General features: G+C 41.3%; 11 protein-coding genes. 3 read left to right on the plus strand and 8 right to left on the minus strand.

Annotated elements, in window-relative coordinates; translation table 11 throughout:
- Positions 1-59: 59 nt before the first annotated feature.
- The 6 genes from ACKU41_RS17245 to ACKU41_RS17270 form a co-directional block, all read right to left on the minus strand.
- Positions 60-932, minus strand: a complete 873-nt coding sequence (locus ACKU41_RS17245) for a hypothetical protein (RefSeq protein WP_321402524.1) — start codon at positions 930-932, stop codon at positions 60-62.
- Positions 933-1,161: 229 nt separating this feature from the next.
- Entirely contained in the window at positions 1,162-1,881 is a 720-nt protein-coding gene (locus tag ACKU41_RS17250) for a WbqC family protein (protein ID WP_319778787.1), read from the minus strand.
- On the minus strand, positions 1,881-3,008 hold the full coding sequence (locus tag ACKU41_RS17255) for a DegT/DnrJ/EryC1/StrS family aminotransferase (protein ID WP_321402527.1): 1,128 nt from the start codon (positions 3,006-3,008) through the stop codon (positions 1,881-1,883). Before ACKU41_RS17255 ends, ACKU41_RS17250 begins: the two co-directional genes overlap by 1 nt.
- An 85-nt stretch (positions 3,009-3,093) precedes the next feature.
- A complete protein-coding gene (locus tag ACKU41_RS17260; RefSeq protein WP_321402529.1) occupies positions 3,094-3,885 on the minus strand; it encodes a formyltransferase family protein in 792 nt (263 codons plus the stop codon).
- Positions 3,886-4,041: 156 nt separating this feature from the next.
- A complete protein-coding gene (locus ACKU41_RS17265; RefSeq protein WP_321402531.1) occupies positions 4,042-5,175 on the minus strand; it encodes a hypothetical protein in 1,134 nt (377 codons plus the stop codon).
- Positions 5,176-5,909: 734 nt separating this feature from the next.
- Complete coding sequence (locus ACKU41_RS17270) at positions 5,910-6,392, minus strand: AsnC family transcriptional regulator (protein WP_321402533.1); 483 nt, start codon at positions 6,390-6,392, stop codon at positions 5,910-5,912.
- 532 nt (positions 6,393-6,924) lie between these two features.
- Here ACKU41_RS17270 and ACKU41_RS17275 point away from each other — a divergent pair.
- From ACKU41_RS17275 to ACKU41_RS17285, 3 genes are all read left to right on the plus strand, one after another.
- On the plus strand, positions 6,925-8,937 hold the full coding sequence (locus tag ACKU41_RS17275) for a hypothetical protein (protein WP_321402535.1): 2,013 nt from the start codon (positions 6,925-6,927) through the stop codon (positions 8,935-8,937).
- Positions 8,938-9,083: 146 nt separating this feature from the next.
- A complete protein-coding gene (locus ACKU41_RS17280) occupies positions 9,084-9,848 on the plus strand; it encodes an HPP family protein (protein WP_321402537.1) in 765 nt (254 codons plus the stop codon).
- A 155-nt stretch (positions 9,849-10,003) separates the two neighbouring features.
- A complete protein-coding gene (locus ACKU41_RS17285) occupies positions 10,004-11,650 on the plus strand; it encodes a sigma 54-interacting transcriptional regulator (RefSeq protein WP_321402539.1) in 1,647 nt (548 codons plus the stop codon).
- Positions 11,651-11,829: 179 nt separating this feature from the next.
- Here the strand turns inward: ACKU41_RS17285 and ACKU41_RS17290 are convergent, their stop codons facing one another.
- Together ACKU41_RS17290 and ACKU41_RS17295 are read right to left on the minus strand one after the other, a co-directional pair.
- Positions 11,830-12,171 carry an AEC family transporter gene (locus tag ACKU41_RS17290; protein WP_321402542.1) on the minus strand — a complete coding sequence of 114 codons (342 nt, stop codon included), beginning with the start codon at positions 12,169-12,171 and terminating at the stop codon, positions 11,830-11,832.
- 24 nt (positions 12,172-12,195) lie between these two features.
- Positions 12,196-13,371, minus strand: coding sequence for a homocysteine biosynthesis protein (locus tag ACKU41_RS17295; protein ID WP_321402543.1), 1,176 nt, complete (start codon positions 13,369-13,371; stop codon positions 12,196-12,198).
- Between the last annotated feature and the right edge of the window lie 484 nt (positions 13,372-13,855).

Here is a 13,855-nt window from a genome sequence, read left to right on the forward strand (position 1 = left end):
ATGTGCGCTTCTGCAGTCCCCTGTGATGGTGTTGGCCCGGTATGGAAAACATACTCAGGCTACCAACTGTCGACATGATCTATGATTATTTTTATCCCGCGCCCTTTGGATACCGTTATGGTCAATTCGTGGATCTTGATATCTCCCTTGACGTTCATCTGGGCGAGCATATTGACGATATTACTCTTGAGCTTGGCTGAGTCCGCACTGGACCTGTAGAGAAACGTACTGTGTCCGTTTTTGTTGTAGGCATTTGGTTTAATGCGGTGGGAATCGTATCCGTCGAAGGTCTGGAACATGTCTTCCATGTCCATGATCTCATCGTTGTTGAAACCCTCAATGTTCAGTTCCCATTCCTTGATCATGCCGCCTTCAGCGTCCACATATTGGGCTATGCGGTCGGTAAGCACCTCACCCACCTCTCTGCCGAGCCGGCCTGCAATTTCAGTCATGGCTTCCTGCTGATCGTTGCGGGAATATGGTTTTTCCACCGGTACAGATAGTTGGGATTTTATGTCGAAATTACCCAGCCGCGATCCGTCGAAAACCGAGATCAACCGTCCGCTCACTCTGGGGTGAATACGCATGGAGTTTTCGTTTTTTTTCATGTTGGGGTAGACGGAGAAAATTACGGCGATGTCAATGCCCAGATTGCGTGCAACCTGTAACAACTGGGATTGGCTGCGTCGGCTTTTTACCTGAGTGGAAGATTGCGACAGGGCGGCTTCATCTTTGACATCGAAGCCCTCGTCTAGCAGGGCGTTGGATATGGAGTCCAGCACCTGATTAAAGGGTCTTGAATCGTTCCGAATTGTGTCCCGGCTATGGTCATTTCCTAGTATCAGAAGCCTGGGAAGGTCTGTTGCGAAAGCCGGGGTTATTTGCAAGACGAACAAAATACAGCTGAGAAAAATAAACAATAGATGTCGCATTAGAATAGAATCCTTTTTTATAGTGGTGATTCTTTATCTAAAAACATGACTTTTCGCAAGTGGAATATTTATTAATATTATATTAATGGGGATATCTATACGTTGTGCGCCGGTTTTGTCTCCATCATCGGTTGCCCATTCCCAAAAAAAAAGGTTTAAGAAATTAATCCTAAACCTTTAAATTTACAGGTAGATACTAAAATCATGACAATCGTAATTGCCAACTAAGCTAATTTGTCTCCAGTGTATAATCTCTTGCCATTTTTAAAACCTGATGAGGCGGAACATACATTAAAATATCTAGGATCGATAACCCATTTATAAATGTATTAGACTTTTCATATGTAGGCATGGCAGGGATAACGAACATTAATTTTAAATTGTTCCGTGAAAAATTAGCTTTAGAATAATATGATTTTCCTCCAGGCGCATTCACATAACACTCGCCACCTAAGGATTTTGCTATGTGAATTATTCTATCTTCACCCCGCAGAAGTGTTCCTCTTTTTAAATCAGGAAGCGATGATGCTGGAATAATTTTGCGTTGCAGTCCTATATATTCCAAAACGACATTTAACGATAACTCAGCTAAACGGGAGATCTTCTTTTCACGGGAATCAAACACCTGTCTGATAATTTCAGTCACTTTGGCATAATAGGGAGCTTTGGCATAATTATTTTTGAGAAAGGCAAATAGTTTCTTTTTAAAATGATTGTATTCTTCTTCCGCGATTAGTTTTTCGCAAATAGTAGATTTCTGATGAGATTTAGCCAGTGGAACAGTAAAAAATACCGGATTTTCCTTAGTTTGCATCCTATTTCTATTAACCCAGCCATTGCGGATATATTGGGCATCATCTAATAAGACAAAAGTTGAAGAAGCATGAATCAAATTAAAATACCCCAGATAGGGGAATACGTAGGGTTGCATAATAGCAATAGTTTGCATTAGTTACACCCTGTGATTATAGAGCAGATATAATCAATGTCTGTGGTTGAAAGTCCAGAGTATAGAGGGAGACAGAATACACGTGACGATACTTCTGTAGCAACGGGAAGAAGGGCAGGATTTGCTGAAGGTAAGGTTCTATAACAAGGAGCTTGGCTTACCAAAGGATAGAAGTATCGTCTTCCATAAATATTAAACTGTGCAAGCCTCTTTTGTACTTTTTCCACGGATACGGGAAAATCGTCAGTGATAAATATAGGAAAATAAGAGAAATTGGGTTTATACCAATTTCCAATCTGAGGGATGTCTATACCCCTGATCCCTTCCAGATTGTGTCTATATCTTGCATCAAGAAGCTGACGTTTTTGTATTTGTTCATCTACATGTAAGAGTTGCAGTAATCCAAAAGCTGCACAGATCTCGTTCATCTTCCCATTTATTCCTTCACCGACAATAAGCTCCTCTCCTGCAATTCCAAAATTTTTTAAGTAGTCGACTCGCTCTTTTTGGGCCTTGTCATGCATAATGAGTGCTCCGCCTTCAATTGTATTAAAGACTTTAGTCGCATGAAAACTTAACATTGAAATATCTCCCCAAACGTCTTTTCCGCTCTGTTTAGGAAAAATACCGAATGCGTGAGCCGCATCATAAATAACTTTAAGGCCAAATTTATCGGCAAGAGCCTGTATTGATTTCGTATCCGATGGTTTTCCATATACATGACATGGTATAATTGCCGTTGTTTTTGAAGTAATAAGAGGCTCTATACGGTCAGGGTCAAGGCTGAAAGATTCTGGAGATATATCACAAAACACAGGCTCACATTGATTCCAAAAAATAGAATGAACAGTTGCTGGAAAAGTGAATGGAGTTGTTATAACTTCTCCGGATATTTTCAACGCTTTTAAGGCCGTTTGAAGTGCAATCGTTCCATTGCAAAAAAGACTTACATACGGTACTCCGAGATATTCAGCTAGAGCCGACTCCAGTTTGTCATGGAACGGACCGTTGTTTGTAAGCCATTTATTGTCCCATATAATTTTGAGTTGTTCTACGAATTGATCTAACTCTGGAAGATCAGGTTTTGTGATAGTAATTTTATCATAATAGAAACTTAAGTCTGTCATAATATTATTTCATTCAGTTATAAATTTACGGCCCAATTAATTTGTTAGTACCCAAAAAAATATTTTTTTCTTATGTATTTAATATTTAGCTAATTTTTGAACCTTCGGTTATGGCATGAGTATTTGGTAATCGAGAAAATTTCACAATCCCATCGCATGCATTGACTAAAATGCAATCCTCATAAACCAAAATAACTTCTCCTACTTCAGCCTGTCGCTGTCGGCATATATCTTTGACATATTCATTCTCAATAGCTTCTGCATAAAAGGTTTGAATCTCTTTCCCTTCACTACAAAGTAAAGCTCCTTTGGTTTGACATGAAAAAGCTTTAACTCTTTGAATTGTCTTGCTTACAGGTTCATGACAACTTACATATCTGTCTTTTTGACTGTATGAGAAATAAATATGGTTCTCTTTTTTTAGCTGTGGTTGCTGAACTCTAAAATTGAGTTCAAAAGCCTTATTAAAAACTTCTTTTTCGGCTCTAAAAACTAATTGGTATAATAGTGCAACGTCTAAATCGTATGAGAACGGAATTTTAACGCGAGAAATAATTTCACCTGTGTCTGTTCCATCATCCATGATATGCGCCGTTGCCCCTGAATCTTTTTCAAATAGGATAGAACCAACAGTGGGGGTTCTTCCGCGTAGATCAGGTAAAAAGGAGGGATGTATATTTACATAGGTTGCCTGCGGCATTTGAGATATTGGCAAAATATAAGGACATCCATTAGATATTAGCAAATCGAAACTTTCACCAATTAAGGCCTGCAGTAAATCTTCTTTAGAGCTAATTATATGGTAATTTATTTTAATATTTTGTATTTCTTTAGATAAATAAGAGTTTTCTATAACATAGCATTTTTCGATATTCATGCCACGTTTTAGCATTTCCTCAAGTACAAACCTTCTATCTCCAACAAAAAAAGTTTTCATAGTTCTAGAAGTAATTTAAATATAAAATGAACATAAAGTACCTGCTCCCTTAGTCAACTTGTTGTGAATATAAATTCAAACATAATTTTAGCTTTTTTATTTAGTGTCGCCTTCAAGCAAATGACGAATTAGCCAACGGGAATAGTTAAGAAATGAAATTTCGCTGTCTTTGTTTTTACGAACAACATCATTAGATAGAGCTTCATAGTCATCAAAGGTCATTAAACATTTGTATAGTATTTCTTCCTTGCAGGAACAAAGAGATACCTGATGCATTTGTACTGAGTCTGTCTTATTGAAAATAAATGATGGCATTATTAAAGAGGCAAGGACTTTGCAATAACCTCCTCCACTTACATTCGGGTGTATGTAGATACAATCACAGTTTTCTCTAAGTACACGATAAAATCTTGTAAGATCAGACTGATACGGAAACGTCTCTATGGCTATTGGGACAGAGCATAGTGATTTCAAAACCTCTTTAGCTTGTTCAATTTCATTTCCACAAATGAGAAGAGCTATATCTCCATTATATTTTTTATACATTTTTTCGATGAGCCAGCAGTATTTACGATCTATTCTATTAGCTAAATCTTTTGTTGCTGTGACTAAGTATCTATTTTTATGGAGTCTTTTTATGGCGTATAAAATTCTTTTGTCTGCTGTAATAGTCTCCCCTAATGGCCCGGAAATATTTCCAACAATGGCGCTAGTATCCGGTCTTAAAATAATATCACCGTCAAAAGAAGAGGGAATAAGTTCCAAGTTAGGCTGAGAAGACAGGATTCCATCATACCCTTCTATGTCATTCTCATTATGGGTTCCCATTTTGAAAAAATATTTTTTGTGTGATAATTTTAAGAATTGTTTTTCAAAAAGGGCAGGTCTCCAGAATCCTGAAGATACGAACAAAACATCAATTTTCCCAAATCTTTCATAAACCCTAATAAATAATTCTTTTGGGTCTATTTTTTGAGCCGTGCTATCTAAAAGGACATCTATAGTTGGGTACTTACCATCTCCATAATATGTTATCATTTGTTGCAGTAAAGCATCTTTTATCTCTTCTTTTGTCTTGCCTACTACAGCTCCGAAAGGTCTGCCGTTTGTTACACATATACAAACATCCACTTCATCCATAACATCACGAGCGATGCCCGCGAACAATTTAAGATGAGCGCTGATAACGTAAAGATTAAAACCATCAATAAGGAAAACTAATTTTTTCATCTATAAACCATGTTAGTTCGACTGTTTATTATACGTACTTGGACGTAAATCTAATAACGCCAACCCAATCTATATTGTCGCACAAAGGATTGATTGTGGTTATTTAAAATAGTCTAGCCAAATGTATACTCTTGATTATTGGGTTAATATTCAAGGAATTGGGCTTTGATTTAAAATAAAGGGGTAATGGGTGTAAAACATTTTGCTATACAATTTAAACAGGTTGTAAAGCTTTTTGATCTAAAATATTGTGTACGCATGGTTTGGTTTAACCATTAACTTAGTTCTTTCATTTTTTGAGGTTGCTTATGATTAATTTGTTTTTAGTTTATAGCGATGTTTTTGCTCAAATACTCTTGATCTTCAGAATAATCAACCCGTCATCGTGATCAAATTCAAACGATCAGGACTCTTTTTTGTTACGATCCATTGTTTCGGATAATTTAATTTTTTATTCCCGCAATCAGGCAATCGAAGAAGGGAACATGGTAGATCCAACCGAACAGGCCAAGGTCACAGGCTACAAGTTTCCGTAGCGGTGTTGCTAAACTGTATGAACAGTATATCAAGCCTCCAGCCGGACTCGAAGGCGAAGGGCAGAGCATGGAAGGGCGGTTCCATTATCTATTTACGATGTGTTTATTGGCGATGCAGGAGCAGACTAAACAGAACGAGAACGTGTTCAGTGATGTTATAGGGGTGTTATAGGCAATGGTTGACCATCGGTTGCTGTTTTATTTTTCATTTTTTGATCCCATCTTAAAATCTACCCGGACTTTAACTAGTCGGCTTGCCGGTAGGTTCAAAATTTTTACTCCGGTCTTTTGCGTGATAGACTCCAGCGTTGCAGCTTCTGCATCTCTTGATGGAGAAGTAAGGGTAAACCATATATTAAATTTGTTAGATCGTAAGTAATTGTGGGTAACTCCTGATTGTGCGTTAACAACCTCTACAAAATTATTCATGACTTCGGCTGCTACGTTTGCCGCGCAGAGAGTTGAAACCCAGCCTAGTCTGGCTGCGTCAAAGTTGGCCCCGATTCTTCGGATAGTGCCGTTCTCGCGCATGAGCGTAACACGGGATAAAGCATCTTCCTCAGTGATGCCAAGTCGTTTACCTATTTCAGCATACGGATGTGAGCAAAGCGGAAAATCCGTCTGAAGAATATTCAATATCCGGCAATCCAATTCATCAAATTCAGGTATTAGTTTTGTCATATGTGGTGCTCTGTTTAAATATTAGATGGTAATTTTTACAGTTGATTCTTTATACGGCTAGTGCCGTATCGGCTAAATTTTAGCATGGAATGTGCCAAGTAAATGTGTTCGCGCGGTGTTATGCGCTGAGGGAGTTCTTTAGTTGCTAGCCGTCGTGGTCAATGCTGTTGGATTTATCTGATCTAGAATATTAAAATTGTTCTGAATGCTTTTTTGTTTTTGCTGACCACCTGTGTATTTATAATATGCGGATTTCACCTCATCTGCTCTTCGACAACTGAATTATGTTTTTATTGCACAAAATTACGTTGTGCCAACTGAAAATCGTTGTCTAATTTCGCTTCGTCAAATAGAATTTACATTTATTTTAAGTGCTTATAGAAACGAGAGCTCGTAGGCACAGCTCTTGCCTTATGGCTGTAGAAAATAATTCTAGCCAAAATCCTTCGGGGTATCTTTGAGTAACAGCAATAATCGGTTTGCGTTACTCAAATTACCTACCGGGGTGAAACAGCCAGTGAGGAATGCAGAAATGGGAAAAGAACACCACACACACAGCCATGACCATAGCCATGCCCATAGCCATGGGCACCATCATCATAACCATAACGATTTCACTGATTACAAGAATGCAGTCAAAGAATACCGTCAGTCCTTTGCCAGCAAACAGGATGTAATGGAGCAAGCCCCTGATCCCGCTGTCCGGGAGATGGTTAAGTATATGGATGAACAGGGTGTAGAAAACTGTTTTGATCGTTTTGATAAACAGAAACCACACTGTACCTTCGGACTGGCTGGTGTATGTTGTAAAATATGCTCGCTGGGTCCCTGCAAGATCACTGAACGCTCTCCGCGTGGAACATGCGGAGCTGATGCTGATCTTATTGTAGCCCGAAATCTGGTCAGGTCAGCTGCGGGTGGCGTTGCTGCTCATGGTGCTCGTGGACGGGAAATTATTCTTACTTTGAAAAAAGCCGCAGAAGGTGATGTGAACCTGCCTATTGAAGGCGTGAATAAAGTCAAAGCTGTTGCTGACATGTTCGGTCTCGATATTAAGAACAGTTCTATTGAAGAATTGGCTGGACAAATCGCAGACATTCTTCTGGAGGATTTAAGCCGAGCAGTCCCCGGAACCCATAAGACACTCGATGCCGTAGCCACGTACGAACGAAAACGAGTCTGGGAAGATCTCGATTTACTTCCTATAGGCTCATACCATGAAGTATTTGAAGCATTGCACCAGACCACAGTGGGAACTCAGGGAGACTGGCGCAAAGCTATGGACCAATTCATGCGTCTCGGCGTCGCATTCTCAATGAACAGTGTTGTTGGTGGGTCTATTGCAAGTGATTGTCTATACGGCGTGCCACAACGAACAACAGTTAAAGCTAATCTTGGAGCCCTGAGGACAGATACGGTAAATATAGCTGTTCATGGTCACGCCCCCCAGATGGCTATGGAAGTGATAAAGACCGCCCGTAGTGAAAAGTTTATTGAAATGGCGAAAGAGGCTGGAGCAACCGGTATACAATTTTACGGTATCTGTTGTTCCGGATTGTCGTCCCTGTACAGGCTTGGAGGAGTAATACCTCTTTCCAATGCTAACGGATCGGAACTTGTTCTCGCAACAGGAGCTCTTGATCTTTGGTTGGCTGACATTCAAGAAGTATTTCCGGGTATTATGGATGTTGCTAACTGCTACAAGACTGTTGTCGTGACCACTAACGAGTCAAACCGGCTGCCCGGCGCAGAGCATATCGGCTATAAGCGGGACCTTTCAGATCTGGATAAACTTCCTGAGCTGGCAGAGCGCATTGTTACCCGTGCGATTGAAAGCTTCAAGAATCGTCGCGATGTAAAGAGGCATATTCCCGTACACGAAGTTGAGGCAGAAGTAGGCTTCAACCTTGAAACACTCAAGGCCCGTTATGGCTCACTGTCAACAATCTCCTCAGCCCTGATTGAAGGAAAGATTAAGGGAATCATCAATCTCGCCGGATGCACAAACACCAGAATCGTATTTGAGAAAGCTATCGTGGATATAGTTGATATCCTGCTGAAAAATAACGTACTGGTATTTACTAACGGCTGCGCGTCTTTCCCCATGGCTAAACTTGGATATTGCTCCAGCAAAGGGCAGGAAAAATGCGGCGACAAGCTGCTTAAATTCCTCGGTCCGAAGATGCCTCCGGTATGGCACTTTGGTGAATGTATAGACAATGCACACTCCGTTGCGGTGTTCAGGGAAATAGCAAAATATACCGGACGTCATTTAAAAGACCTGCCATTTGCCGAAGTGACCCCGGAATGGTCCAACGAAAAAGGTGTCGGGGCAGCCCTCGCATATCGCATGCTCGGTTTCAACTCCTACCACTGCGTTCATGCCCCTGTGCACGGTTCTAGAAAAGTTGAGGAATTCCTTTATAGCGGCACAAAGGAATTGCTTGGCTCCTGCATGAACGTTGATCCCGATCCTGCAAAAGTAGCCGCAATGATCCTTAGGGACTTTGACGAAGCCAGATCCAATGTCTGCTGGCGGTCATAGCTCAATTTGCAATAACGTTTGCCTGCAGCCTTGATGGCCTGCACTGCCGACCGCGGTTTCTCCGACAATTAATAGCCGGGGTCGGCTGTGCAACCACCGTGTTTTCTGTCAACACTAATTTAGCGATGGTATCCTTGGGGTAACAGATGCATTTCAGATCAACTTCAGTTCAGTTCAGATTATCAAAACTATGTCGTGAAGAGTTTTCAAAAGAATTATACCGTCCGGGAGTTATTTCTCTGGCCCGTATTGTTTGGGGATCAGTTGGGGGAGGATTGTTGTTGGGGCTGATAGCAATTTTATCCGGTAAAACAGGAATCAAAGTCCTTTACCCACCTCTTGCAGCAACATGTTTCATAAATACGACCTGTGTTTTTTTGCGTGTTGCACGGCCAAAGTCAGTAATTGTAGGGCATACGGTAGCCTCGATTTGCGGACTGGCTGGAGTCTGGATAGGAAATTATATTGATCCAGGAGCCGAATTTATAATTCCCTTGAAGCTTGGTCTTTCGGTTTTGCTGGCAGCGGTTTTTATGCAGATATTTGATGCCGACCACCCTCCTGCAGCCGCCACTGCAGCCATACCGGCAATACTCCCGCTCCCCATGCCGTGGTACTCTCTCCCGCTGCACATGGCATGGGGAGCTACAATAACCGTAATTTTTGCGTTTATCTGGAATAGAATCTGGTTTGAATTTCCTGCCCGGGATAGTGATAACTACGTCAAAAATGCAGGGCTATACATGGAAAAAGCCCAGATTGTTGGTGTAGCAATCTGTATAATCAGCTGTATTGTCATGTGTTTTCAATCCATGTCCCCTGTTGTTGGAATAACAGGTTTGTGCGGCATGGCTGTAGGGAATATAATTCTCGGGACACATCATTTCAAAATATTATCCCAAGTAAATTAAAAGGAGGGATTGTCATTAGAAATTAATATATGGCAGGGCATGGATTAACGGATGTTTGTAACCAGAGATATACCTACCAAACTCAAAAGAATATCCCCATGTCCTGCCTTATAAGACCAAGTTTACTGCCATTTCTATTGTCAGTCGGAATAATTATGTTTAGAACTTCAGATATGGCTGACGAAAAAACTTTTCACTTCAGGAATGAGAAAATACAATCTCTTTTGTTGGAGATGGGGCAACAAAGGTCTACCGGCTCTCTCTTCACTCTTATCGTAAACCGACTGGCCCAATTTCCGAATATTTCCCTCGCCAGAATCTGGATAATAAAAAGTGGCGACATTTGCACTTCATGCCCTTTACAGGATGAGTGTCTGAATCAAAAGGAGTGTCTGCACCTGGTTGCCAGCGCAGGGCAGTCCATTTTTGATTCTGCTGTAGATTGGACTCGTATTGACGGTGACCATCGGCGTTTTCCTTTGGGAGCCAGAAAGGTGGGACACATCGCTGCTACAGGCACTCCCGTGATTGTAAAGTCAATCTCCAAGGATTCAAAGTGGATACTTCATCAGGATTGGGCAAAACAAGAAGGTATCAATGGATTTGCCGGTCAACCGATGGTTTACCATGGTGAGACTATGGGGGTTCTGGCGGTTTTTACTAAAAGTGAAGTAGCCCAACCCGCTCTTGATATATTGAATATTATTTCGAACCATGCTGCCGCCGCATTAGTTAACGCACGGGCTTTTGAAAAAATAGAAGAACTGCATCACCGCCTTGAAGCCGAAAACAACTATTTACGCGAAGAACTGTTGAGTTCAACATCTTTCGGCGGGTTCATTGGTCAAAGTGCTCCATTGCAAAGAATTATCCAGCAGATAGATCTTGTAGCGTCTACTGATGCCAGTGTGTTGATACTGGGAGAATCCGGTACGGGCAAAGAACTGGTTGCCCGGGAACTCCACCAGCGAAGCGCACGCCGAAGCAGTCCCATGATTAAAGTCAATTGTGCTTCCATTCCCAAAGACTTATTTTCAAGTGAATTTTTTGGTCATGTTAAAGGCGCATTCTCCGGTGCTGTTGCAAACAGGGTCGGTAAATTCGGTGCTGCGCACAAGGGGACACTCTTTCTTGATGAAATAGGGGAAATACCCCTTGAACAGCAGGCTCATCTGCTTAGGATTCTACAGGAAGGAGAGTACGAACGAGTCGGAGAGGAAAAGACTCGCAAAGTTGACGTAAGGATTATTGCGGCAACCAACAAGAATCTTAAAACAGAGGTTGAAAATGGTCGGTTTAGGGAAGACCTCTATTTCAGGCTCAATGTTTTTCCCATTGATGTCCCGCCGCTACGAGAGCGAAAGGAAGATATTGTGCTCTTGGCAAACTATTTCTTAAAGCAATTTCTTTTGGAAATTAAACGCCCCGTATTTCAATTTACGGATGCACAGCTACAGAAACTAGCTCAGTATTCATGGCCCGGTAATGTAAGAGAGCTTCAAAATATCGTTGAACGTTTTGCGATCACCTCCAGTTCTGACCCAAGAAATCTGGATTTCTTTAACAGTTTAAAGTCGGAGCTACCGTCAGCAGAACAATCCCGACCTTGTGCCCCCAATGAACAGGTAATGACCGAGCAGGAGATGGTTCTGCTGCAGAAAGAAAATATTGAAAGGGCCCTCAAACTGTGTCGGGGTAAGATTTATGGGACTGATGGAGCCGCAAAAATGCTGGGTTTAAAGCCTACAACCCTTGCTACACGGATAAGGAAAATGGATATTGTTTGTTTAAGAGACAAATAAGGGCGTAAGGCAAAAAATGTTATATATATTTTCGCTACACTAAGATTGAAGGGGGTTTATGGTGGGCATTTATTGCGAGCCACCGTTTCTGATGTTTTTTGTAAGCTTCCCGGATTGTGTCCTATTTAGTTAATAGTGAAATGAAGTTTCATTTAAAACGAAAATTTGACCTGAGAGTTCTACTGACTGACCAAGGCCAGCGTGAGTAGAGAAAGCAGAGTGGAATAAACAATAGCCAGACCGATGCTGGTAGGATTTACGCGATATTGAACCGCAAGTACAAACGGCATGGCCCCGCAGGGACCAGCACTGGTCAACATCAGCGTATCTTTTGAAACGCCTTCAGGGAGCTTAAGCCACATAATAGCGGCCCAGATTAAAACCGGAAACAGAATTAACTTAAAAAATGTAATGAATAAAGCACAAGTATCAAGGCTTCTCCCGAGATTGGCAGCAATAATAATCCCAAGCGCGAACATGGAGGCCGGGGCAGCAGCTTTGCCGACAAAGTCAGTATACATATGAAACCCTTCGTGTAGATCTGCTTATTCAGATTCAATCTTTTCTACAGGCTCAGTGAGCAAAAACTCGCCTTTTGTGATCCAATCCTTAAGTTTGTTGGCTATTTCTAGAGAAATAATATGGCTGGTCATGGGGACAGTCGGAATTTTTTCGCCATTTATACTTATTGAACCCGATTTCAGTTCCTCAAAGGTTACATGTGCCAAAACCTTGTTGATTCCATTAGGGTAGTCATGTCCGTAATCCTTGACTGGCATTTGAATTTCAGCATCACTTATCCCTGTACACCAAGCGATCTCTTCATTCAGGATAGGGATGGGAATTCCAACTCCAACAGATGCGGTGCATCCATACCCGGTAAAGCTGAGTCCTCGAAAATAGCGTGGGTCCATATCCGATACATTACCACTCTGGAGCATGAGAGTTCCTGCGGGCGTAAGTGGGATCCCTCTTTCATTTCGTTGCGGCTTTTCTACATGCTGAGTCCCTGCACCCGTTACATAGCCTTCTGCACCAGCAATAAAAATACGAGTTCCTACGCCTATAGTTTTCAGGAAAGGATCATTAAATAGTGGTGAGAGTTGGCCCGCTGTAGCGAAATTGGCGTTGCGGAGATTAGGTTTGATCGGCCCCATATAAGTGTAAATTGTCCGGCTGGTCATGTTTACAGCGCAATTGTAGTTTTGATAACAGTTACGTGGGTTAACCATTGTTACGTTGAAGAGATCTTTAAGCGTAATGTCTTTTTCAATCGCCTTGCGCGGATAGCAATCCGTTCCATAGGCTTGAGCTCTAAGGCGAACGCTTTTCCCGGCTATGAGATCTTCAACAACATGGCCACCGCCGTAAGCAAAACGACCTGGATAAACTTTGTTCAACGGGTCATCTTCAGAAGGTTCGGTCACACCTATATATGCATCTACACCAGCCAGTCCTGCATAGCACGGAACATTATTCAGCCAAACACGAGATGCCTTTATTGGGGGAGGGACTTGTCCGAAATTAAAAAAAATACCGGAAGAGCACATGGGTGAGAAAGTTCCAGTTGTGACAACATCTATCGCTTTGGCCGCATTTACCTTGCCCTCGGCTCGAACTATCTCGACCATCTCTTCTGCATTTACTACCGCAGCTTTGCCTTCTTTTATTCGATTATTTATTTCTTGAATTGTTTTGTTAACTTTATATGTTCCTGTCATTTAGGATAACTCTTTTTTATAGGATATTTTTATTGCTCTAATTTGGAGTCGCTTTTCCTCAAATAGAACTGCGTGTTGTTCGATTTGGGTATGGCAATATTTGTGCTAGATTGAGTTGGTTTTACCAACATGTTTAAAATAATGACTAAAATAAATTGAGTCATTATCCATATGAGACGTGATTCAGTTGTAATAACGAAATATCGTGGTTAAATAACAAAATTTTGAGATCTAATTGCAAAACTAACTAATGAAAACGTTATCGTTTTGGTTAACCAGAGGTTCACCAAAATGTTGACATCCAAAAAATAAAAGGGCCAATCAGCAGCATGCTAACTGAACATTTTACTTGGATTTTTAAGTGGTCGGAGCAGGAGGGTTTGAACCCCCGGCATCTTGCTTCACAGTACGTTTTTTGTTGTAGTGGTTGAAATAGTCCAGCTTTATTCAACTTGTATATTTTATATTAAAAGGAAGGGGTTGA

The sequence above is a fragment of the Maridesulfovibrio sp. genome (assembly GCF_963678865.1).
Lineage (GTDB): Bacteria > Desulfobacterota > Desulfovibrionia > Desulfovibrionales > Desulfovibrionaceae > Maridesulfovibrio.

Coding starts and splice junctions, on each gene's coding strand:
- ACKU41_RS17245 (WP_321402524.1), bottom strand. CDS start 932: ATGCGACATCTATTGTTTATTTTTCTCAGCTGTATTTTGTTCGTCTTG.
- ACKU41_RS17250 (WP_319778787.1), bottom strand. CDS start 1,881: ATGCAAACTATTGCTATTATGCAACCCTACGTATTCCCCTATCTGGGG.
- ACKU41_RS17255 (WP_321402527.1), bottom strand. CDS start 3,008: ATGACAGACTTAAGTTTCTATTATGATAAAATTACTATCACAAAACCT.
- ACKU41_RS17260 (WP_321402529.1), bottom strand. CDS start 3,885: ATGAATATCGAAAAATGCTATGTTATAGAAAACTCTTATTTATCTAAA.
- ACKU41_RS17265 (WP_321402531.1), bottom strand. CDS start 5,175: ATGAAAAAATTAGTTTTCCTTATTGATGGTTTTAATCTTTACGTTATC.
- ACKU41_RS17270 (WP_321402533.1), bottom strand. CDS start 6,392: ATGACAAAACTAATACCTGAATTTGATGAATTGGATTGCCGGATATTG.
- ACKU41_RS17275 (WP_321402535.1), top strand. CDS start 6,925: ATGGGAAAAGAACACCACACACACAGCCATGACCATAGCCATGCCCAT.
- ACKU41_RS17280 (WP_321402537.1), top strand. CDS start 9,084: ATGCATTTCAGATCAACTTCAGTTCAGTTCAGATTATCAAAACTATGT.
- ACKU41_RS17285 (WP_321402539.1), top strand. CDS start 10,004: ATGTTTAGAACTTCAGATATGGCTGACGAAAAAACTTTTCACTTCAGG.
- ACKU41_RS17290 (WP_321402542.1), bottom strand. CDS start 12,171: ATGTATACTGACTTTGTCGGCAAAGCTGCTGCCCCGGCCTCCATGTTC.
- ACKU41_RS17295 (WP_321402543.1), bottom strand. CDS start 13,371: ATGACAGGAACATATAAAGTTAACAAAACAATTCAAGAAATAAATAAT.